The organism is Pseudonocardia sp. Ae717_Ps2 (assembly GCF_001932475.1).
Taxonomy (GTDB): domain Bacteria; phylum Actinomycetota; class Actinomycetes; order Mycobacteriales; family Pseudonocardiaceae; genus Pseudonocardia.
On record NZ_MCIS01000001.1, the window covers coordinates 4,971,039 to 4,990,779 of the forward strand.

General features: G+C 74.1%; 18 protein-coding genes. 11 read left to right on the plus strand and 7 right to left on the minus strand.

Annotated elements, in window-relative coordinates:
• The gene (gene sucC / locus Ae717Ps2_RS22725) at window positions 1-1,191 is read right to left on the minus strand and encodes an ADP-forming succinate--CoA ligase subunit beta (protein WP_255407945.1); all 1,191 of its coding nucleotides are present in this window, start codon (window positions 1,189-1,191) and stop codon (window positions 1-3) included.
• A gap of 261 nt (window positions 1,192-1,452) precedes the next feature.
• On the opposite strand from sucC, the gene Ae717Ps2_RS22730 reads away from it, so the two are divergent.
• The 3 genes from Ae717Ps2_RS22730 to Ae717Ps2_RS40095 all read left to right on the plus strand — a co-directional run bounded on the left by Ae717Ps2_RS22730 (window position 1,453) and on the right by Ae717Ps2_RS40095 (window position 4,293).
• The gene (locus Ae717Ps2_RS22730) at window positions 1,453-2,427 is read left to right on the plus strand and encodes a triacylglycerol lipase (protein WP_020623376.1); all 975 of its coding nucleotides are present in this window, start codon (window positions 1,453-1,455) and stop codon (window positions 2,425-2,427) included.
• Between the two features lie 338 nt (window positions 2,428-2,765).
• Entirely contained in the window at window positions 2,766-3,620 is an 855-nt protein-coding gene (locus tag Ae717Ps2_RS22735) for a M23 family metallopeptidase (protein ID WP_020624864.1), read from the plus strand.
• 49 nt (window positions 3,621-3,669) lie between these two features.
• Window positions 3,670-4,293: a DUF1707 domain-containing protein gene (locus tag Ae717Ps2_RS40095; protein WP_075310216.1), complete on the plus strand. Its 624-nt coding sequence runs from the start codon at window positions 3,670-3,672 to the stop codon at window positions 4,291-4,293.
• Window positions 4,294-4,296: 3 nt separating this feature from the next.
• Here Ae717Ps2_RS40095 and Ae717Ps2_RS22745 read toward each other — a convergent pair whose 3' ends face one another.
• A complete protein-coding gene (locus Ae717Ps2_RS22745) occupies window positions 4,297-6,747 on the minus strand; it encodes a UvrD-helicase domain-containing protein (RefSeq protein WP_075329817.1) in 2,451 nt (816 codons plus the stop codon).
• A gap of 263 nt (window positions 6,748-7,010) precedes the next feature.
• Here Ae717Ps2_RS22745 and Ae717Ps2_RS22750 point away from each other — a divergent pair, with 263 nt between their 5' ends.
• Both Ae717Ps2_RS22750 and Ae717Ps2_RS22755 read left to right on the plus strand, forming a co-directional pair.
• Window positions 7,011-7,325: a chorismate mutase gene (locus tag Ae717Ps2_RS22750; RefSeq protein WP_020624867.1), complete on the plus strand. Its 315-nt coding sequence runs from the start codon at window positions 7,011-7,013 to the stop codon at window positions 7,323-7,325.
• A 301-nt stretch (window positions 7,326-7,626) separates the two neighbouring features.
• Entirely contained in the window at window positions 7,627-9,012 is a 1,386-nt protein-coding gene (locus Ae717Ps2_RS22755; RefSeq protein WP_075333881.1) for a hypothetical protein, read from the plus strand.
• A gap of 285 nt (window positions 9,013-9,297) precedes the next feature.
• Here the strand turns inward: Ae717Ps2_RS22755 and Ae717Ps2_RS22760 are convergent, their stop codons facing one another.
• A complete protein-coding gene (locus Ae717Ps2_RS22760) occupies window positions 9,298-10,005 on the minus strand; it encodes a response regulator transcription factor (RefSeq protein WP_020623003.1) in 708 nt (235 codons plus the stop codon).
• On the minus strand, window positions 10,002-11,321 hold the full coding sequence (locus Ae717Ps2_RS22765) for a PspC domain-containing protein (RefSeq protein WP_075310212.1): 1,320 nt from the start codon (window positions 11,319-11,321) through the stop codon (window positions 10,002-10,004). Before Ae717Ps2_RS22765 ends, Ae717Ps2_RS22760 begins: the two co-directional genes overlap by 4 nt.
• Window positions 11,322-11,535: 214 nt before the next feature.
• Between Ae717Ps2_RS22765 and Ae717Ps2_RS22770 the strand changes: the two genes are divergently transcribed.
• Both Ae717Ps2_RS22770 and Ae717Ps2_RS22775 read left to right on the plus strand, forming a co-directional pair.
• A complete protein-coding gene (locus Ae717Ps2_RS22770) occupies window positions 11,536-12,777 on the plus strand; it encodes a PspC domain-containing protein (protein WP_075333882.1) in 1,242 nt (413 codons plus the stop codon).
• The gene (locus tag Ae717Ps2_RS22775) at window positions 12,770-12,976 is read left to right on the plus strand and encodes a hypothetical protein (protein ID WP_020626386.1); all 207 of its coding nucleotides are present in this window, start codon (window positions 12,770-12,772) and stop codon (window positions 12,974-12,976) included. Before Ae717Ps2_RS22770 ends, Ae717Ps2_RS22775 begins: the two co-directional genes overlap by 8 nt.
• Before the next feature lie 157 nt (window positions 12,977-13,133).
• On the opposite strand, the gene guaA is transcribed toward Ae717Ps2_RS22775, so the two are convergent.
• On the minus strand, window positions 13,134-14,684 hold the full coding sequence (guaA, locus tag Ae717Ps2_RS22780; protein WP_075310204.1) for a glutamine-hydrolyzing GMP synthase: 1,551 nt from the start codon (window positions 14,682-14,684) through the stop codon (window positions 13,134-13,136).
• Window positions 14,685-14,863: 179 nt separating this feature from the next.
• Between guaA and Ae717Ps2_RS22785 the strand changes: the two genes are divergently transcribed.
• Window positions 14,864-15,712: a hypothetical protein gene (locus Ae717Ps2_RS22785; protein ID WP_075310203.1), complete on the plus strand. Its 849-nt coding sequence runs from the start codon at window positions 14,864-14,866 to the stop codon at window positions 15,710-15,712.
• Window positions 15,713-15,715: 3 nt separating this feature from the next.
• On the opposite strand, the gene Ae717Ps2_RS22790 is transcribed toward Ae717Ps2_RS22785, so the two are convergent.
• Window positions 15,716-16,150, minus strand: a complete 435-nt coding sequence (locus tag Ae717Ps2_RS22790) for a hypothetical protein (protein WP_020622337.1) — start codon at window positions 16,148-16,150, stop codon at window positions 15,716-15,718.
• 99 nt (window positions 16,151-16,249) lie between these two features.
• On the opposite strand from Ae717Ps2_RS22790, the gene Ae717Ps2_RS22795 reads away from it, so the two are divergent.
• The 3 genes from Ae717Ps2_RS22795 (at window position 16,250) to Ae717Ps2_RS22805 (ending at window position 18,517) form a co-directional block, all read left to right on the plus strand.
• A complete protein-coding gene (locus Ae717Ps2_RS22795; RefSeq protein ID WP_075333883.1) occupies window positions 16,250-16,738 on the plus strand; it encodes an FBP domain-containing protein in 489 nt (162 codons plus the stop codon).
• A 138-nt stretch (window positions 16,739-16,876) separates the two neighbouring features.
• Complete coding sequence (locus Ae717Ps2_RS22800; protein WP_075310200.1) at window positions 16,877-17,254, plus strand: NUDIX hydrolase; 378 nt, start codon at window positions 16,877-16,879, stop codon at window positions 17,252-17,254.
• 165 nt (window positions 17,255-17,419) lie between these two features.
• Complete coding sequence (locus Ae717Ps2_RS22805) at window positions 17,420-18,517, plus strand: Fic family protein (protein ID WP_198932226.1); 1,098 nt, start codon at window positions 17,420-17,422, stop codon at window positions 18,515-18,517.
• 91 nt (window positions 18,518-18,608) lie between these two features.
• Here the strand turns inward: Ae717Ps2_RS22805 and Ae717Ps2_RS22810 are convergent, their stop codons facing one another.
• Window positions 18,609-19,733, minus strand: a complete 1,125-nt coding sequence (locus tag Ae717Ps2_RS22810) for a GuaB3 family IMP dehydrogenase-related protein (RefSeq protein ID WP_075333884.1) — start codon at window positions 19,731-19,733, stop codon at window positions 18,609-18,611.
• Window positions 19,734-19,741 lie beyond the last annotated feature (8 nt).

Consider the following 19,741-nt stretch of genomic DNA (forward strand, 5'->3'; position numbering starts at 1 on the left):
TCAGGCTCCAGCGTTCGCGAGCTCGGCGGCCTTGGCGGCCGCGTCGTCCATCGTGCCCACCACGGTGACGAGCGGGTGGTTCGCGTCGGCGAGGATCTGACGACCCTCCTCGACGTTGTTGCCGTCCAGGCGGACGACCAGCGGCTTGGTGGCCTCGTCGCCCAGGATCTTGAGGGCCTCGACGATGCCGTTGGCCACCGCGTCGCACGCGGTGATGCCGCCGAAGACGTTGACGAAGACGCTCTTGACCTCGTCGTCGCCCAGGATGACGTCCAGGCCGTCGGCCATGACCTGCGCCGAGGCGCCGCCGCCGATGTCGAGGAAGTTGGCGGGCTTGACCCCGCCGTGCGCCTCGCCGGCGTAGGCGACGACGTCGAGGGTGCTCATGACGAGCCCCGCGCCGTTGCCGATGATGCCGACCTGGCCGCCGTCGAGCTTGACGTAGTTGAGGCCCTTGGCCTTGGCCTTCGCCTCGAGCGGGTTCTCGGTGCGCTCGTCGACCAGCTCGGCGTGCGCCGGGTGCCGGAAGTCCGCGTTGGCGTCGAGGGTGACCTTGCCGTCGAGGGCGATCACCTTGTCCTGCGGGTCGCGGACCAGCGGGTTGACCTCGACCAGCGTCGCGTCCTCGGAGACGAAGGTCTCCCAGAGCTTCACGATGACGTTCGCGGCCTCGTCGGCGACGGCGGCCGGGATCTTGCCCGCGGCGACGATCTCGTCGGCCTTGGCCTTGTCGACGCCGGCGATCGGGTCGATCGCGATCCGGGCCAGCGCGTCCGGCCGCTCGACGGCCAGCTGCTCGATCTCCATGCCGCCCTCGGCCGAGCACATGGCCAGGAAGGTGCGGTTGGACCGGTCCAGCAGGAAGGAGAAGTAGTACTCCTCGGCGATGTCGCTGGCCTCGGTGACCAGGACCTGGTGCACGGTGTGGCCCTTGATGTCGAGGCCCAGGATGGCCTCGGCCTTCTCCTTGGCCTCGTCGGCGTCCTGCGCCAGCTTCACGCCGCCGGCCTTGCCCCGACCACCGGTCTTGACCTGCGCCTTGACCACGACGGCGGTGCCCAGCTCGGCCGCCGCGGCCGCCGCGTCGGCGGCGTTGTCCACGGTCCGGCCCGGCAGCACCGGGACTCCGTGCGCGGCGAAGAGGTCCTTCGCCTGGTACTCGTAGAGGTCCACTCGGCTCTCCCGCTCCACTTCGCTCTCGCCGCGACCGGCGCGTCCCCGGCTCGTTCCCCGGGCGCGCCCCGCACAGGTGGCGGGCGGCAGCGGTCGCGGACGTCGGTGATGCTGCGTCGGGGAGCCTAGCCACGCCGCGCGCACCGGTCCTGACCTGGGCCGGTGACCGCAGTCACCCTGTCGGCGCAGTGCTCGATTCAGATGGACCGTCCGAGTGATCGGGACCACGGATCGCTCCGCGAGACAGCGGAATCCTGTGACCTGCCTTACCTTTCGACTATGGCGACGTCGCTACCCGGAGGCGCTCGCCTGCACGCGATCGCCGACGGGGCGCTGTCGACAGTGACGGCCGCGACGTCCGATCTCGCGCAGGCGGCGGGCTACGCCGCGCGAACATTCACCTCGCGTGCGGGCCTGCGCGGGCTGGCGCTGGAGGGCGCCTGGCTGGCCGCGCACCTCGCGCTGTACCCGATCGGACTGGCCGAGGAGACCGTCCGCCCGCAGGGCCACTGGCGCACCGACAGCCTGCCGCCGGTCAAGCGGAGCCTGGTCGTCGCCGACCCCGCCGCGGCCGGGACGCCGATCCTGCTGGTGCACGGGATCATGGACAACCGCTCGGTGTTCACCGTGTTCGCCCACGAGCTGCGCCGGCGCGGCTTCGGCGTCGTGCACGCCATCAACTACAGCCTGCTCACCGACGACGTCCGCACCGCGGCGCACGAGCTGCGCGGCCACGTCGAACGACTGCGCGAGGCCACCGGGTCGGACCGGGTGCACATCGTCGGGCACTCCCTCGGCGGCGTGATCGCCCGCTACTACGTGCAGCGGATGGGGGGCGACGCCGTCGTCGACACCCTGGCGACGCTCGGCAGCCCGCACGCGGGCAGCAACCTGGCCCGGCTCGCGCCGCTTCCGCTGTGCCGCCAGCTCCGCCCCGGCTCGCCGATCCTGCGTGAGCTGGACGAACCGGCCCCCGGCTGCCGGACCCGGTTCCTGGTGGTCTGGTCACGGATGGACGAGATCATCGTCCCGCAGCGGAACTCCCGGCTGCGCCACCCCGACCTCGACGTCACCGAGCTGGAGCTCGACGACGTCGGCCACCTCGCCCTGCCGGTGGACCGGCGCACCGTGCACTTCGTGGCGAGCACGCTGGCCCGCGGCGAGGCGGAGCGCCGCGAGCACGACCGGGTGCGCGACCGGAGGCTGCGCGGGTCGCTGCGACTGGTCGGACGGCACGCGGCGCAAGGCGCCTGAGGGACCGGTCCGCGCGGGGGAACGGGGCTCCTCCGTTCGCCGTCGCGTCGATGACCGCCCGACCGGTCGCCGATGATCCACGACCGTCCGCAACGGCGCGATGGCCCGCCGTTGCCGCTCGGCGAGGCCCGGGTTACCGTCGCGTTGTCCACGTCACGGACCGGTCACGGTGATCGGTGTCGCCCCGAACGACACCATCCCCCGACGGAGCCCCCACTCCGACGATCACCGCCGAACGGCCCGCGGCGCCCTTGACCACCAGAAGGGCAGTCTTGTCGCGCCACCGCTCCCCCAGCGGCGCCACGCGACCGGAGGCCCGGCCCGGCACGCTCCCCCCTGTGCCGCCGGCCGGTCACCGGCTCCCGGCGCTCCCGGCTCCCCCGCCGGTGGTCTCGCGCACCCGGGTGACCGTCGCCGCGGCGGCCGGCGGTGCGCTGGTCGCGGCCGGTCAGACGGTCGCCGGGGCCCTCGGGGTGCCCGGCTGGGGCGGTGAGGCCTCGGTCGAGGAGTCCTACGCCCGGCTCGCCGCGTCGGCGATGCTGCCGGTGTCCGGCGACACCCGCCCGGCCGACACGACCGCCCCGCTGGACACCTCCGCGATCGGCGGGGAGCAGCTCAGCGCGCAGGCCGCGTCGCTGCCCGACCTGGACGCCACCTCGAAGGTCGACGTCGCCAACCTGACGAAGGCCGCCCGGATGGGCCGCGAGGCCGCCAAGCTGGAGCGGGCCGTGACGACCGCGATGTCGCACGGCGCCCCGAAAGCCGTGTTGTACGACGGCGAGGCGTTCGTCCTGCCGACGGCGGGCCGGTTCACCTCCGGCTTCGGCGCCCGCTGGGGCGTGCAGCACAAGGGCATCGACCTCGCCGCCCCGATCGGCACCCCGATCTTCGCCCTCACCGACGGCGTCGTGGAGAAGTCCGGTCCCGCCAGCGGCTTCGGGATGTGGGTGGTGCTCAAGCACCCCGACGGCACCAGCACCGTCTACGGCCACATCAACCGGTCGTTCGTGCAGGAGGGCCAGCAGGTCAAGGCCGGCGACGAGATCGCCGAGGTCGGCAACCGCGGCCAGTCCACCGGCCCGCACCTGCACCTCGAGGTGTGGGAGCCGGACGGCACCAAGATCGACCCGCTGCCGTGGCTGGCCGCGCGCGGTCTCGACGTCACCGCCGCGACGGGCTCGCGCGACGCCTGATCGCCGGGCACCGCTCCCCCGACCCGCCCGGACGGGTCAGAATGGCCGGGTGGGGGACGAGGCGGGGTACCGGGTGGGGGACGACGAGCGGCGGGCAGTGGACGCCCGGCTGCAGCGCGCGCACAGCGAGGGACGGCTGTCCCTGCCCGAGTACGAGGAGCGCTCGGCCACGGCCTGGGCGGCCCGCACCCGCGCCGACCTGGAGCCGTTGACCCGCGACCTCCCGGCCGACACCGCCGGGACGCCCACCGCCGCCGTCGAACGGGCGCCGACCGGGGCCCTCCGGGCACCGGCCGGGGAGTTCGCCGCGGCCGCCGGGCGACGCGCCGGCGGGATCCTCGCCGCGGTCGCGGTGGCCGTCGCCGCGGTCTGGGGACTGGCGCAGGTCGTGCCGATCACCGAGGGACTGACCGTGTTCGGGTCCCGCACCGTCGGGGCCGAGGCCGGCGACCGGGTGGGCGGGGTGACGGTGTTCGGCTCGACGACGGTCCTCGTGCCCGAGGGGACGCGGGCGGACGTCTCCGGGTTCACCGTGTTCGGCTCGACCGAGTGCCCGACGGCGTGCGCCGCGCCCGGCGACCGGACGGTGGACGTGCACGTCGTCGGGGCGTTCGGGTCGGTGAAGGTCCTGACCCCGGCCGAGGCCGCGGTGCAGGACCGCGACGACGACTGAGGTCTACAGCTTCTGCATCGGGACGCCACCGATCAGCATCAGCCGGACCGTCCCGCCCGAGCCGAAGTCGATCGTCACCGTCGCGCGCGGGCCGATGCCGTCGGCCGCGACGACCGTGCCCAGGCCGTACTTGTCGTGGTTGACCCGGTCCCCGACGTCGAGGTTCAGCGTCTGGTTGTTCAGCGACCGCTCCGGGACCTTCCAGCTCCCGCGGTCGGTCGCCTGCGGACGCTTCCCGAACCCGAACCGCCCGACCGGCGCCGACGGGCGCTGCGCGGCGAGCTGTTCCTCGCTGCGCCGCCAGTCGAGCAGCGACGGGGGCACCTCGTCGAGGAAGCGCGACGCCGGGTTGGTGCTGGGCTGCCCGAACGCGGACCGCACGATCGCCCGGGACAGGTAGAGCCGCTTCTCCGCGCGGGTGATCCCGACGTAGGCCAGCCGGCGCTCCTCGGCGAGCTCCTTGGGATCGCCGAGGGTGCGCAGGTGCGGGAAGATCCCGTCCTCCCAGCCGGTCAGGAAGACCACCGGGAACTCCAGACCCTTCGCCGTGTGCAGGGTCATCATCGTGACCACGCCGGAGTCGTCGTCGGGGATGGAGTCCGCATCCGCGACGAGTGCGACCCGCTCCAGGAACGCGGCCAGCGAGCCGGGCTCCGGGACACCGTCGGGGGTGTCGTCGTAGGTGTCGGCCTCACCCTCGGGTGCCGCGCCGTCGGGTGCCACGCCCTCGGGTGCCGCGCCGGATCCGATCGCGCCCCCTCCGTCCGCGGCGAGGTCGGTGACCGCGGCGTCGCCCGCGAACTCCCGCGCCACCGTGACGAGCTCGGCGAGGTTGTCCATCCGGGTGCCGTCCTGGGGGTCCTCCGAGGCCTGCAGCTCCTCCAGGTAACCGGTCCGCGCGTAGACGGCCTCGAGCACCTCGGCGGTGTCGTCGCCGCGGTCGACGAGCTCGCGCAGCTCGTCGAGCATGCGCACGAACCCGGCGATGTTCTTCTGCGAGCGGGTCGCCAGCGCGGGGAGCCGCTGCGGCTGTTCGGCGGCGGTGCGCAGCGCGCGGGCGAACGAGGTGCGCTCGCGCTCGGCGTACTCGGCGACGACGGCCTCGGCCCGGTCCCCGATGCCGCGCTTGGGCACGTTGAGGATGCGGCGCAGGCTGACCGTGTCCTCCGGGTTGGACAGCACCCGCAGGTAGGCCAGCGCGTCGCGGATCTCGCGGCGCTCGTAGAACCGCACCCCGCCGACGACCTTGTAGGGCAGCCCGACCCGCAGGAACACGTCCTCGAAGACACGGGACTGGTTGTTGGTCCGGTAGAAGACCGCGATGTCGGAGTTGCGGTACTCGCCGGTGTCGACGAGCCGGTCGATCTCCCGGGCGACGAACGACGCCTCGTCGTGCTCGTTGTCCGCGACGTACCCGACGACGCGCTCACCGTCGCCCGAGTCCGACCACAGCCGCTTGTCCCGGCGCTCCGGGTTGCGGGCGATCACCGCGTTCGCCGCGGACAGGATGGTCTGGGTGGAGCGGTAGTTCTGCTCCAGCAGGATGGTCCGCGCGTCGGGGAAGTCCTGCTCGAACTCGATGATGTTGCGGATGTTCGCGCCGCGGAAGGCGTAGATCGACTGGTCCGAGTCCCCGACGACGCACAGCTCGCCGGGCCGGCCGTTCGCCGTCGCCGGGGCGACGAGCTGGCGGACCAGCTCGTACTGCGCGTGGTTGGTGTCCTGGTACTCGTCGACCATCACGTGCCGGAAGCGGCGCCGGTAGTACTCGGCGACGGCGGGCAGCCTATCCAGCAGCGAGACCGTCTCCATGATCAGGTCGTCGAAGTCGAAGGCGTTCGCCTGGCGCAGCCGCGACTGGTAGACGCCGTAGACCTCGGCGATGCGCCGCTCGTGGTCGGTGGCGGCGCGCTCGGCGGCCTCGTCCGGCGAGACCAGCTCGTTCTTCAGGTTGGAGATCTGGGCGGCCAGTGCCCGCGGGGCGAACTTCTTCGGGTCCAGCTCCAGGTCGCGGCCGACGATGCCGACGAGGCGACGGGTGTCGTCGGCGTCGTAGACGGAGAAGGCGCTGCGCACGCCGAGGTGCTTGGCCTCGCGGCGCAGGATCCGCACGCACATGGAGTGGAAGGTGGACACCCACATCGGCCCGGACCGCCGCCCGACGAGGGCGTCGACGCGCTCCTTCATCTCGGCCGCGGCCTTGTTGGTGAAGGTGATCGCCATGATCTCGCCGGGATGCACCCCGCGCTCGGCGAGCAGCCAGCCGATCCGGTGGGTGAGCACCCGGGTCTTGCCCGACCCCGCGCCGGCGACGATCAGCAGCGGCGAACCCGCATGGGTCACGGCCTCCCGCTGACGGTCGTTGAGGCCTTCCAGCAGGCGGCGGCCCTGGGCCGTCGTCGGCTCGGCAGCGGCGGAAGGGCCCGTCCCGGGGAGTTCGAACAGCGCACTCATCGTGTCGAACACGGTACGCCGGGGGTCCGACAGAGCCCGCTCCGGCGTCGCCGGTCCCCGGGAAGCACGGCGACCCGGTGCGCCGGGTGGTCTACACTCGCCGCGTGGCACACGACGGGCGATTTCGCTACGGGTACCGGACCCCGGTTCCCGCTGCGCCGCCCGTCTGAGCCCAGACGCCACCCGCACGCCCCGGAGTCCGACGGACCCGGGGCGTTCGTACGTCCTCGGTCCCGACGGCCCGTGACCGAGACGAGGAGACCATGACCGTGACCGATCCCGCAGCCCCGCAGCCCCGCTCCGGCACGAGCACCGAGGTGCGCACCGGAGCCGACCCCGAGATCGAGCAGCTGCGCCGGGAGATCGACCGGCTCGACGCCGAGATCCTCGACGCGATCCTGCGCCGCACGGAGGTCTCGAAGCGCATCGGCGCCGCCCGCATGGCCGCGGGCGGACCGCGGATCGTCTACAGCCGGGAGATGGCGGTGCTCGACCGGTTCGCCGACCTCGGACCCGAGGGGCGCGAGCTGGCGATGATGCTCCTGCGGCTGGGCCGTGGACGCCTCGGCGGCCGCTGACCCCTGGTGCGACACCCGGTCGCGTCCGGCGACCGGGTAGAGGTGACGACCGTTCGGCGATTCACGCACAGTGCACAGCGCGACACGCCGGCGAGCGCCCCACCTGGGGTTCAGGTCAGGTCACCCTTGCGCAGGGGTTGCCTTCCGAGGCAACGAGCAGGCCGAGCGGTCGGATACGGCCGATGAACGGGAACCACCCGAAAGGTTACCTGCGACGAGCGGAGGGTGATCACTTGGGAATCAAGCGCTCCTTCCGGTATATCTTCCCAGGTCGAAATGACCCGAAGGAGGACGTGCGGCCGTGACCGACACACCTGCCGGAGCCCCGCTCCCCGGCGCCCCCGGCGCCACCGGGCCCCGCGACGTGGTGAGCGTCGCCGAGCTACTGGCGCGCCACTCGCGCGCGTCCCACGCCTCTTCCGACGGAGCGGGCCCGCTCACCGGGCCCGTCCTGTCCGTCGGCGACCTGCTGCGCCGCGAAGGGCGTCCCCCGGTGGCCGAGGGTGCCTCCGCCGACGCCGCCTCGGCCGGTGACATCGCCGCCGCGGGCGCCCCGGGCGGCTGGCCGGACATCGACCTCCCGCAGCCCCGCTCCGCGGCCGTCGCCGACGGCTGGACCGGCCGTCAGGTGTCCGGGCGCCGGCGCGCCGGTGTGGTCGCCGGCGCGCTGCTCGCCGCGGGCTCCGTGCTCGGCGCCGCCCTCTACAACGGCGTCGGCACCGAGAACTCCGACGCGCGCGCCGCCGCCGACGGCCTGTTCCCCGGCTTCGGCCTGCCCACCGCGGGCACCCCGGACACGCTGCCCGCCCAGTACCTCCCGGCGAACGTGGCGCTGAGCTCGCCGCTGCCGGACGCACCCGCCCCCGGTGCCACCGACTGGATGGCAGTCGCCTTCGGCCCGCAGCAGCCGGTCCAGGCGGCCGCGGCCAGCCGTACCCCGGGCACCGCAGCCGGTCCCGCCGCCGCGGTCCCCGCGCCCCGCACGCCCTCGACCGGCAACCCGGGCACCGGATCTCCGTCGTCGCCGACGGTCCCGGGGCCGCGCGGTGCCGGCGGCACGGGCTCGCCGCTCGCGCCGATCGTCGCGCCGATCAACAACCCCGACCGGGCCCCCGCCGGCAACCTGCTCGAGCCCGTGACGGGCACCCCGCCGTCGCGCGGCGGGACCAGCACCGGCCCGCTCCAGGACGTCACCGAGAACGTCCGCCCGGTCGACAACGCCGTCGGCGGCGTCGTCGCCCCGGTCGCGCAGGCCGCGGCACCGGTCGGCAGGGCCGTCGGCGGTGCCGTGTCCCCGGTCACCGAGGCCGTCCGCCCGGTGACGGACGCGGTCAAGCCGGTCACCCGGCCCCTCACCGACACCCTCGAACCGGTGACGACGCCGGTGCTCGGCGCGCTGTCGCCGGTCACCGAGCCCGTGCTCGACAGCACCAAGCCGCTCACCGGGCCGATACTGAAGGCCGCCGAGCCGGTCACCGGGCTCCTCGACACCTCGGCCAAGAAGCCCGACACCGGTTCCTCGTCCGAGGAGGCCACCCAGCCGCTGCAGGCCGTCACGAAGCCCGTGGGGCAGGCGGTCAGCACGGTGACCGAGCCGGTCGGGAGCGCCCTGTCCGGCGTGACCGAGCCGGTCGGCGGGGTGCTCGGCGGTGTCACGAAGGGCGCCGGCGGGCTGCTGGGCGGCTGACGCCCTCCCACGACGACGGCCCCGGCCCCCGCACACGCGGAGGCCGGGGCCGTACGCCGTTCCGGTGCCGACGCTCCTTCCGGCACGCTCCGGTCGCTGCGCGACCTACACGAGCCTCCTGTCGGTGCCGATGCTCCTTCCGGCTCGCTCCGGTCGCTGCGCGACCTACACGAGCCTCCTGTCGGTGCCGACGCTCCTTCCGGCTCGCTCCGGTCGCTGCGCGACCTACACGAGCCTCCTGTCGGTGCCGACGCTCCTTCCGGCTCGCTCCGGTCGCTGCGCGACCTACACGAGCCTCCTGTCGGAAGCCCAGCGGGACAGCTCGTGCCGGTTCGACGTCTGGGTCTTGCGCAGCACGCTCGACACGTGGGTCTCCACCGTCTTCACCGAGATGAACAGCTCCTTCGCGATCTCCTTGTAGGCGTAGCCGCGGGCCAGCAGCCGCAGCACGTCCCGCTCCCGCTTGGTCAGCTGGTCGACCTCCGGGTCCACCGGCGGTGCCGCGCCCGGACGGTCGGAGAACGCGTCCAGCACGAACCCGGCCAGACGTGGCGAGAACACCGCGTCGCCGGCCCGCACGCGCCGCACGGCATCGGCGAGGTCCCGGCCCGAGATCGTCTTGGTGACGTAGCCACGGGCACCGGACCGGATCACCGAGATCACGTCCTCGGCGGCGTCGGACACCGACAGCGCCAGGAACACCGACTCGGTGCCCGCCGCGCGCGCCCGACGCAGGATCTCCGCGCCCCCGCCGCCGGGCATGTGCACGTCGAGCAGCACCACGTCCGGCGCGAGGTGCCCAACGCCGGCCACCGCCTCGTCGACGGAGCCCGCCTCGCCGACCACCTCCAGCACCGGACTGCGCCCGTCGCCGCGGTCCAGCTCGGCGCGCACGCCGGAGCGGAACAACGCGTGGTCGTCGACCAGGTAGACCCGGATACCGGTGTCGTCCGGACCGGCCGGGGTGTCCTGTACGTCGTCGGCGGTGGTCATGCCGTCTCCTTCTCCCTCAGCGGCATCGACAGCCGCACCTCCGTGCCCTCGCCGGCCCCGGTGCGGATCCGGACCGTACCGCCGTGGCGGCGCATCCGGGCGTGCACCGAGTCCGCGAGGCCGTGCCGGTCATCGGAGACCTCATCCGGATCGAAACCGGTGCCGCGGTCGCGCACGAACACCTCCGCGGCGCCCGGGCCCTCGGCCGAGGCGGGCTCGACCTCCACGTAGACGTCGACCTCGGACGTGCCCGAGTGCTTCGCCGCGTTCACCATCGCCTCACGCGCCGCCAGCACCAGGGCACGCAGGTCGTCGTCGAGCTCGGCGTCGCCGACCAGCACCGGGCCGACGGTCACCGCGTAGGTGTCCTCGACCTCCCCCGCGACGCGCGTGATCGCCACCGACAGCAGCGTCTCCGCCGCGTCCGGGCTGCCGCTGCCGCCGCGGGCGCGCCCACCGGGCCCGTAGAGCCAGGCGCGCAGCTCCCGTTCCTGGCCACGGGCCAGCCGCTGCACCTCGCGCGGGTCGCCGGACTGCCGCTGGATCAGCGCCAGGGTCTGCAGCACCGAGTCGTGCAGGTGCGCGGCGATCTCGGCGCGCTCGGCGGCGACCGCGCGAGCCCGCCGCTCCTCACCGAGGTCGCGCACCAGCCGCACCCACCAGGGGACGGTGAGGACCGCGACGCCCAGCAGCGTCGCCAGCGCCGCGAGGATCCCGAACCGCACCTGGCCCAGGTCCAGGTTCCCGAGCAGGAACACCGCCAGCCCGGTCAGGACCAGCGCGGCGCCGAGCAGGGTGCGGGCCAGCACCGCACGGCCGGCCCCGACACGGCTGCGGGCGTCGCGCGCCCACTGCCGTCGCTGCGCCTCGTCGGCCTCCCGCCACACGACGGCCGCGCCGACCGTCGCCAGTCCCAACGGGCCGGCGATCCAGCCGAGCACCGCCGAGCCCGAGGTCACCGCGACCAGCGACAACCCCAGCCCCAGCGTCAGCAACCCGGCGGCCTGCAGCCGTTCGGACCGGGTCAGGGTCCGCTCGACGACGTCGGCCTCCTGCCGCAGGAACACCCACAGCAGGCCGTAGGCCAGCACACCCGCCCAGCCCAGCAGGCTCAGGGCGACGAAGGCCGCCCGGATCCACCGGACGTCGACGCCGAGATGGTCGGCCACCCCGCCCGCGACGCCGCCGACCATCCGCCCGGAGCGGCGCCGGGCCAGCGGGACGCGCGCTCCGGGGCTCGGCGGCACCGGGCCCCCCGGCCGCGGGGCCCAGGGACCGCCGGGCTGCGCGGGCGCCGCGCCATCGGAGAACGGCACCGTCGGCGCATCCGCCGACGACCGTGCATCCCCAGAGGGCTCCACGGAGGGCCGTGCGTCCGCCGACGACGCTGCGGCGCCGGTCGAGGGATCCGAGCTGTTCACGACACCATCGTCACACGCCCCCCGCCGGATCCCCTCCGGATCGGGACCGGGGTCGTCTCGGGGTTGTCCCCGAGACGCCGGGGCCCGCCCGGACGGCAGGCTCGACGCCATGAACGAGACGCAGCTGCCCGGGAGCGGCCGACCACCGTCGGCGGCAACGACGGCCCGGAACACCCTGCGCGACATGTGGGACTCCCGGCCCCTGCGTCCGCGCGACGACCGCAAGCTCGCCGGGGTCTCCGCCGCGATCGCGCGCCGCTACGAGATCGACCCGACGCTGGTCCGGGTGGGGTTCGTCGTCGCGGCGATCGTCGGCCCCGGAATCCCGCTCTACCTGGCGGGCTGCGCGGTCCTGCCGGACGCCGGGCCGCCCGGCAGCCCCGTCCCGCCGCGCAACGGACCGTCCTCCGCGCTGTCGGTGGCGCTGCTGGTCATGGCCGCGCTGCTGGCCGTCCCGCTGGTGCTGTCCAGCGACCGGGTGATCCCCGCCGCCGTCACCGTCGCGCTGCTCGTCACGCTGCACGTGACCCGGGGGAACCGGCCCGGGGCCCGGGAGGCCGCCGCGGCGCCCACACCCGTGGTGCCGTGGGTCGCGGACCCGCACGCCCCCACCGTGGCGCAGGCTGCACCACCGGCCTGGGATCCGCTCGGCGTTGCCCCGTTCGCCTGGGACCTGCCCGAACCGGGCCCGGAGCCGGGTCCGCCGTCGGCCCCCCGGTCGTCGCTGACGCCGATCACGCTGGCCGTGTCGCTGGTCGTCGCCGGGATGGTCGGCGGGCTCGCCCTGGCCGCACCGGGGGCGGTGCCGGCCTCGGCCGTCCCGGGGGCCGCGCTCGCCGTCGTCGGGATCGGGCTGGTCGTCGGTGCGCTGCGACGCGCCGGACGCTGGCTGGTGCCCTTCGCGGTGCTGCTCGCGCTCGTCACCGCGGCCGCCATCCCGCTCAACGACGCCGTCGGCCCCGACGGATGGGCCGTGCGCGGTGGCATCGGGGAGACCGTCGAGGCCCCGACGACCGTGGCCGCGCTCGCCCCGGAGTACCGGCGGGGCACCGGCGCCGTCGAGCTCGACCTGACCCGCCTCGACCTCACCGCGACGCCCGGCGCGACCGGACCCGTCCGCACCCGGGCCGAGGTCGGCGCGGGAGTGGTGCAGGTCCGGGTCCCGCGTGACGCCGACCTGCGCGTCCGCAGCTCGGTCGGCACCGGCGACCTGACCGTCGACGGACAGACGCGCACCGGGCAGAACGTGGACCTGACCGTGAACGACCCCGGCCCGGACGGACCCGGTGGCCGGGTGCTGGAGCTCGACCTGCGGGCCGAGCTGGGAACCGTGGAGGTCACCCGTGGATAGCTCGCTCGTCCGTCGCGCCGACCCGTTCGCCCTCGTCGCCGGGATCCTGTCGCTGCTGGTGGCCGTGTGCGGGGTCCTCGGGATCGCCCCCTGGGAGGTCGTCGACCTGCGCTGGATGCTCGCCGGGACCGCGGTTGTGGTGGGGATCGCATTCCTGATGGCGAGCGTGCGTAACTCCCGGGCCACATCGGACGACTAAAGGGTCATCACGGGAGCCGGCGGGCTGGGGAGCGCCGCCGGACCCGCTGCCGCCCGCGTGGCAGCGGCGTCCGACGGGGGTCGGACACCGCACAGGCCCGGGCTGGCCGGGGCGGGGCCGAGACATCGGCCCCGCCCCTGTTACGTCGGGCCCCGGCTCACTCCCACTCGATGGTGCCCGGGGGCTTGCTCGTCACGTCGACGACCACCCGGTTGACCTCGGACACCTCGTTGGTGATCCGGGTCGAGATCCGCTCGACGACGTCGTAGGGCAGCCGGGTCCAGTCCGCGGTCATCGCGTCCTCGCTGGACACCGGACGTAGGACGATCGGGTGGCCGTACGTGCGGCCGTCGCCCTGCACGCCGACGCTGCGGACGTCGGCCAGCAGCACCACCGGGCACTGCCAGATCTCGCGGTCCAGCCCGGCGGCGGTCAGCTCCTCGCGGGCGATCGCGTCCGCGGCGCGCAGGGTCTCCAGCCGGTCGCGGGTGACCTCGCCGATGATGCGGATGCCCAGGCCGGGTCCGGGGAACGGCTGACGTCCGACGATGACCTCGGGCAGCCCCAGCTCGGCGCCGACCATCCGGACCTCGTCCTTGAACAGCGCGCGCAGCGGCTCGACGAGCTCGAACTCGATGTCGTCGGGCAGCCCGCCGACGTTGTGGTGGCTCTTGATGACCGCGGTGCCGTCACCGCCGCCGGACTCCACGACGTCCGGGTACAGCGTCCCCTGCACGAGGAACCCGACGTGGTGGTCGGCGACGACCTCCGCCGTGGCCGCCTCGAAGACCCGGATGAACTCCCGGCCGATGATCTTGCGCTTCTGCTCGGGCTCGGTGACCCCGGCGAGCGCGTCGAGGAACCGGTCGGCGGCGTCGGCGACGTGCAGCGTCGCGCCGGTGGCGGCGACGAAGTCCTTCTCGACCTGCTCACGCTCGCCCGACCGCATCAGCCCGTGGTCGACGAACACGCAGGTCAGCCGGTCACCGATGGCGCGCTGGACGAGCGCGGCGGCGACCGCGGAGTCGACCCCGCCGGACAGCCCGCAGATCGCGCGACCGTCGCCGACCTGGGCGCGGATCGCCTCCACGGTGTCGTCGATGATCGACGCCGTCGTCCAGGACGGGCGGATGCCCGCGACGTCGTGCAGGAACCGGCGGAGCACCTCCTGGCCGTGCGGGGAGTGGCCGACCTCCGGGTGGTACTGCACGCCGGCGAGGCGCCGCTCGGTGTCCTCGAACGCGGCGACCGCGACCCGGTCGGTGGAGGCGGTGACGGTGAAGCCCGCCGGCGCCGCGGTCACCGAGTCCCCGTGGCTCATCCACACCGGGTGCGTGCGCGGCAGGCCGTCGTGCAGCGTGCCGGGGGTGCCGGTGAGCGCGACCTCGGTGCGGCCGTACTCGCGGGTGCCGTCGTGGGCGACCTCGCCGCCCAGCGCGCGGGCCATCGCCTGGAAGCCGTAGCACATGCCGAACACCGGGATGCCCGCCTCGAACAGCGCCGGGTCGACCGCGGGGGCGCCCTCGGCGTACACGCTCGCGGGTCCCCCGGAGAGGATCACCGCGGCGGGCTCGCGGGCCACGATCTCGGAGACGGGCAGGGAGGCGGGCACGATCTCGGAGTAGACGTCCGCCTCGCGCACGCGACGGGCGATGAGCTGCGCGTACTGGGCGCCGTAGTCCACGACGAGGACGGTCGGGGTCTGCACACGACCAGGGTAAACGGGCGACGCAGGTCACCCGCCGTCCGTACCGCCCCGGCACCGTCCCGGCACCGTCTCGTCGATCCTGATGATCCCCGCCCGGCCGCAGGCGTGCGGCGTAACGGCGAGGCCCGGTTGCTCCGATGGGGGGATGACGGCACCGTACGACCTGGAGGCACGCCCCGATGGCCACCACCCCGACCGGCCACACCACCGGCACCAGCACCGGCGATACCCCCGCCGACCCGGCCGTCGACGGCACCACCACGACCGTCGCGCCTCTCGTCCCCGCCCAGCGCTCCGCGCCGGAGCAGGAGACCCGCCCGGCCGCCGCGCCCACCGCGGCGCCCACCGCGGCCGCCACCCTGGCCCCCGTCGACGAGCCCGTGGCCGCGGAGCCGGTCCGGGAGACCGCGGCACCGGTCGTCCCCCGGGCCCGCGCTTTCCGGGCCCGGGTCCTGCCGGTGTTCCTCTGCGCCGCCGCCACCGGCACCGCCGCGATCGCCGCCGCAGGGCTGATCATGTCCCCGCCGGCGACCTCGCCGCTGCCCACCCCGCAGACCGTGACCGCGTCCGGCGCGACGGTGCCCCAGGGCCCGCCGCTGCCGCAGACCGTCGCCGCGTCGCTGGTCGGGTCCGCCGCCGGGACCGGCCTGTGGGCCGGGGACCCGGTCGTCGCGATGACGGCGTGGCGCGACAACGGCGGCCTCACCCACCTCACCGCGATCGGCGACGGCTTCACCCGGGTCGCCGACGCCGCGGGCCGTCAGGACGCGGTGGCGCTCGCCGTCGCCTGCGGACGGCTGCGGACCGCCGTCGACGCCGCGCGAGCCTACGACGCCGTGCCCGACGCCGCCGCCCAGACGTCCTGGGCCGCGCTGCTCGACCACGGCGCCGCCGCCGCCACCGCGGGGACCTCCGGGGCGCTCGCGCTGGACCCGTCCCAGCTGTCGGTGTTCACCACGCAGGCGAACCTGGTGCGCGACGACCTGACCGCGGTCACCGACCGGGTCCGCGCCGTCCTGGCGGGCTGACCCTCACTCCTCGTGCCGCCCGCGCGACCGCAGCGGCGGCGGCTGCACCGACCCGAGCAGCGCCCGCAGGTCCGCCGCGCTCGCCGCGCGTCGCCCGAGGTCGACCGCGACGGTCGGCGCGATGTCGCGCAGCCGGCCGAGCAGGGCCGGGGCGGCCAGGTCGTACCGGCCCCCGGCCGTCCCGGTGACGATCGCGTCCGGGCGCAGCGCCCGCACCGCCTCCGGATCCGGGCTGCGGTCCTCGCCGACCGGGTCGACGCCGTCGAGCGTCCCCGCGCAGCCGACCAGCTGCGCGCCCAGCTCCAGCAGCAGCTCCCCCACCCGGGGATCGGTCGCGACCACCCGCACGACCGGCCCGCGCAGCGGCACCGGGGTCCCGGTCGCGTCGACGAAGGCACGTCCGCCGCCCATGGCGGCTCCGGCGGTGGGGCGGCTCATCGGCGGGCTCCTCCTGGGGTGACGACGGCGTCACCCCCGAACCTACCGCGGCGAAACCCGTTCGACCGCCGTCACCGGAGGCGCCTAGCGTGGTCCGCCGTGACCAGCCCGACCGAGACCCGGATCCGCCGCGCCCTCACCAACTGTTCCAAGGGGGAGGCGACGCGGCTGGTCCTGCCCGCGTGGGTCCGCGACCTGGACCCGGACCGGCTCGACGACGTCCGCGGCTGGCGTGACCCGAAGGCCCCCGACCGCGGGGTACTGCTCGTCCCGACCGACGACGGCCCGGCCGGTGTCGTCCTGCGCGCAGCCTCCGGCGGCGCCCGGTCCGCCGCGATGTGCGCGCTGTGCCGGACCACCCACACCGTCGGCGGGGTCGCGCTGTTCGCCGCTCCCCGGCGCGGGGCGAAGGGACGCCAGGGCGACACCGTCGGCACCTACATCTGCGCCGACCTCGCCTGCGCCGAGCACGTCCGTGTGGAGACGGCCACGGCCGCGCTCAAGCCCACCCCCGGCACGACCGTCGACGAGCGACGGGCCGGGCTGCGGGAGCGGGCCGTGGAGTTCGTCGCCGCCGTCACCGGGTGACCCAGCACTCCCCTGCTCGCATCGCTTGTCGTCATCGGCTCCCTCGTCGCTGCCTGCGACAACGACGACGAGGAGAGGACACGACCGCTGACCGGCGGCTACTGCGCCCGCGCGTGGTGGTGCTGATCTACTCGACCGGTGGATCAGCAGCTGATTGCAGTCGCGGTGGTTCGTGGCCCGCACGGCGTCCTGGTCGGCCGCCGGGCTGATGGCATCCCGCTGTGGGTGTTCGCAGGCGGAAAGGTCGAGCAGGGCGAGACCCCTGCCGCGGCCGCCGTGCGGGAGACGGCCGAAGAGACGGGCCTCGTGGTCGACGTCGTCACTGAGATCGGGCGCCGTCGCCACCCGCGGACCGGACGGCTGATGGTCTACGTTGCGTGTCGCCCCGTCGGCGAGGTCGAGCCGGTCGCGGCGCCGGAAGAGCTGGCCGAGGTTCGGTGGGTGTCCCCGGTCGAGCTGAGCGAGCTGATGCCGGATCTGTTCGGCCCGGTCCGCGAGTACCTCGGGGAGGAGTGAGCGGCCGGTCGCCCCGACGACACGAAGAACGGCTCGGAGGCCGAGAGCCGTGGGACGCGACCAGGATCAGTCGGGCAAGGCGTGGCGTGGACGTGTCACGAGACCTGACACGTCCGGCCAACGTGTTAGGTTCATCCGAATTTTTTAACGTGTGGAACGGATGAGGTGAAGGAGTCGACGCGTGCCCTGGAGCCCCGACGTTCCTTCAACGATCTGCCCCCGCTGCCGCCGGCCGGACTGGACCTCGAGCCGAAGCCCGTGCTCAAAGCGACCATCGAAGCCCGAACAGCGCTGGCGACACTCGCCCAGGCCGGCCAGTTCCTGCCGAACCCGAACATCCTGCTCCATGCTGTCCCGCTACTCGAGGCGCAGGCCAGCTCCGAGATCGAGAACATCGTGACCACGGCCGATGAGCTGTTCAAGCACGTCGACTCCGGCGGGGGAGATCATGCCACCACGGAGGCACTGCGCTACCGCAGCGCGCTGTTCGCAGGGGTCGAGTCGATCAGGGACCGGCCGCTCACGTCTGTGACAGCAGCTCGAATCTGCTCCGAGTTGCAGGGCCGGGAGATGGACGTTCGTGCGGTGCCCGGCACGCGCATCGCCAACCCGGCCACACGGCGAGTCGTGTACGCACCGCCCGAGGGTGCGGACCTCATTCGCGACAAGCTCTCGGCTTGGGAACGCTTCGTCCACGCTGACGACGATCTCGATCCACTGGTGCGCATGGCGGTGGGCCACTATCAGTTCGAGGCCATCCACCCCTTCCACGACGGCAACGGTCGTACCGGCCGCGTCATCAACATCCTGATGCTCATCGAGGCTGGTCTGTTGAACGACCCGATCCTCTACCTCTCACGCGCCATCATCGCCCGCAAGAACGACTACTACCGACTCCTGCGAGCCGTGACAGAGGACGGCGCCTGGATCGAGTGGGTCCTCTACATGCTCGACGTCGTCCGCGAGTCCGCTGTGTCGACGACGCGAAAGATCGGAGCCATCCGCACGTGCCAGGAGGACATCGCCGAGCGAGCTCGCGCTGCCACCTCGGGTGGACGGGACGCGCAGTTCCTGGCCGTGCTGTTCGAACAGCCCTACTGCCGCATCAGCACTGTCGCACGCCGGTGTGACGTATCGCGCCAGACCGCTTCCACCTGGCTGCACGCCCTGGTCGAGGCAGGCCTTCTCCACGACGTCAAGGCCGGTCGAGAGACCCTCTTCGTCAACCACGAGTTCCTGAGTGTGTTGACTCGCCCTGAGTGACAGAGCACGAAGAGTGCGAGCGCTGACCGGCGACGACGACCACCAGCTCGTGGTCCCGCCGGACGGCGGAACTACGGCTCGGGGGGCCGGCTCAGGTCCGCAGGTTCAACCCGACCCGCTGGAACTCCTTGAGGTCGGAGTAGCCGGTCTTCGCCATCGCCCGGCGCAGCGCGCCGAACAGGTTCGTGGTGCCGTACGGGCTGTCGGTCGGCCCGAACAGCACCTGCTCCAGGGACCGGCCGGACCGGGCGAGCCCGGTCACCTCCGACCGCGGCAGCGACGGGTGCGCCGCCGAGGAGGTCCAGTAGAGCCCGCCGGCCGGGGACTCCGCGGCCTCGGCGAGCTGCTCGCCGAGCATGACCGCGTCGGCGCCGCAGGCCACGGCACGCGCGATGTCACCCGAGGTGCCGATGCCGCCGTCGGCGATCACGTGCACGTACCGGCCGCCGGTCTCGTCGAGGTAGTCACGACGGGCAGCCGCGGCGTCGACGATCGCGGTCGCCATCGGGACGCCGACCCCCAGCACCTCGTCAGTGGTGGTCGAGGTGGCCTGCCCGTACCCGACGATCACGCCGGCGGCGCCGGTGCGCATCAGGTGCAGCGCGGTGCGGTAGTCCCCGACACCACCGGCGACGACCGGGACGTCCAGGTCGGCGATGAAGTCCTTCAGGTTCAGCGGCTCGCCGTCCGAGACGTGCTCGGCGGAGACGATCGTGCCCTGCACGACGAGGATCTCGACGCCCGCGGCGAGCAGCGCCGGGGTGAGCTCGCGGGCGCGCTGCGGGCTGACCCGCGCCGCCACGGTGTGCGAGCTGTCGCGCAGCGGGCGCAGTGCCTCGGTGATGAGCTCCTGCTGGATCGGGGCCTGGTGCAGCTCCTGCAGCAGGGCGACCGCGGAGTCCGGCTCGTCGCCGGTGGCCGCCGCGACGATGCGCTCCAGGGCGCCCTTCGGGTCGGCGTGCCGGGCCCACAGACCCTCCGCGTTCAGCACCCCCAGACCGCCGAGCTCACTGATCCGCACCGCCGAGTCCGGCGACACCACCGCGTCGGTGGGGTGGGTCAGCAGCGGGATGTCGAAGCGGTAGGCGTCGAGCTGCCAGGCCGTCGAGACGGCCTTCGAGCTGCGGGTCCGCCGCGACGGGACGATCTCGATCTGGTCGAGGTCGTAGGCACGACGGGCCTCCCGGCCCATCCCGATCTCCACGAGGTCACGCACGGGCACCA

Bases quoted from the DNA above. Each gene is read 5' to 3' on its own strand.
- Ae717Ps2_RS22750 (WP_020624867.1), top strand. From the start codon at position 7,011: ATGACCGTGACCGATCCCGCAGCCCCGCAGCCCCGCTCCGGCACGAGC.
- Ae717Ps2_RS22790 (WP_020622337.1), bottom strand. From the start codon at position 16,150: ATGAGCCGCCCCACCGCCGGAGCCGCCATGGGCGGCGGACGTGCCTTC.
- Ae717Ps2_RS22760 (WP_020623003.1), bottom strand. From the start codon at position 10,005: ATGACCACCGCCGACGACGTACAGGACACCCCGGCCGGTCCGGACGAC.
- Ae717Ps2_RS22730 (WP_020623376.1), top strand. From the start codon at position 1,453: ATGGCGACGTCGCTACCCGGAGGCGCTCGCCTGCACGCGATCGCCGAC.
- Ae717Ps2_RS22745 (WP_075329817.1), bottom strand. From the start codon at position 6,747: ATGAGTGCGCTGTTCGAACTCCCCGGGACGGGCCCTTCCGCCGCTGCC.
- Ae717Ps2_RS22770 (WP_075333882.1), top strand. From the start codon at position 11,536: ATGAACGAGACGCAGCTGCCCGGGAGCGGCCGACCACCGTCGGCGGCA.
- Ae717Ps2_RS22785 (WP_075310203.1), top strand. From the start codon at position 14,864: ATGGCCACCACCCCGACCGGCCACACCACCGGCACCAGCACCGGCGAT.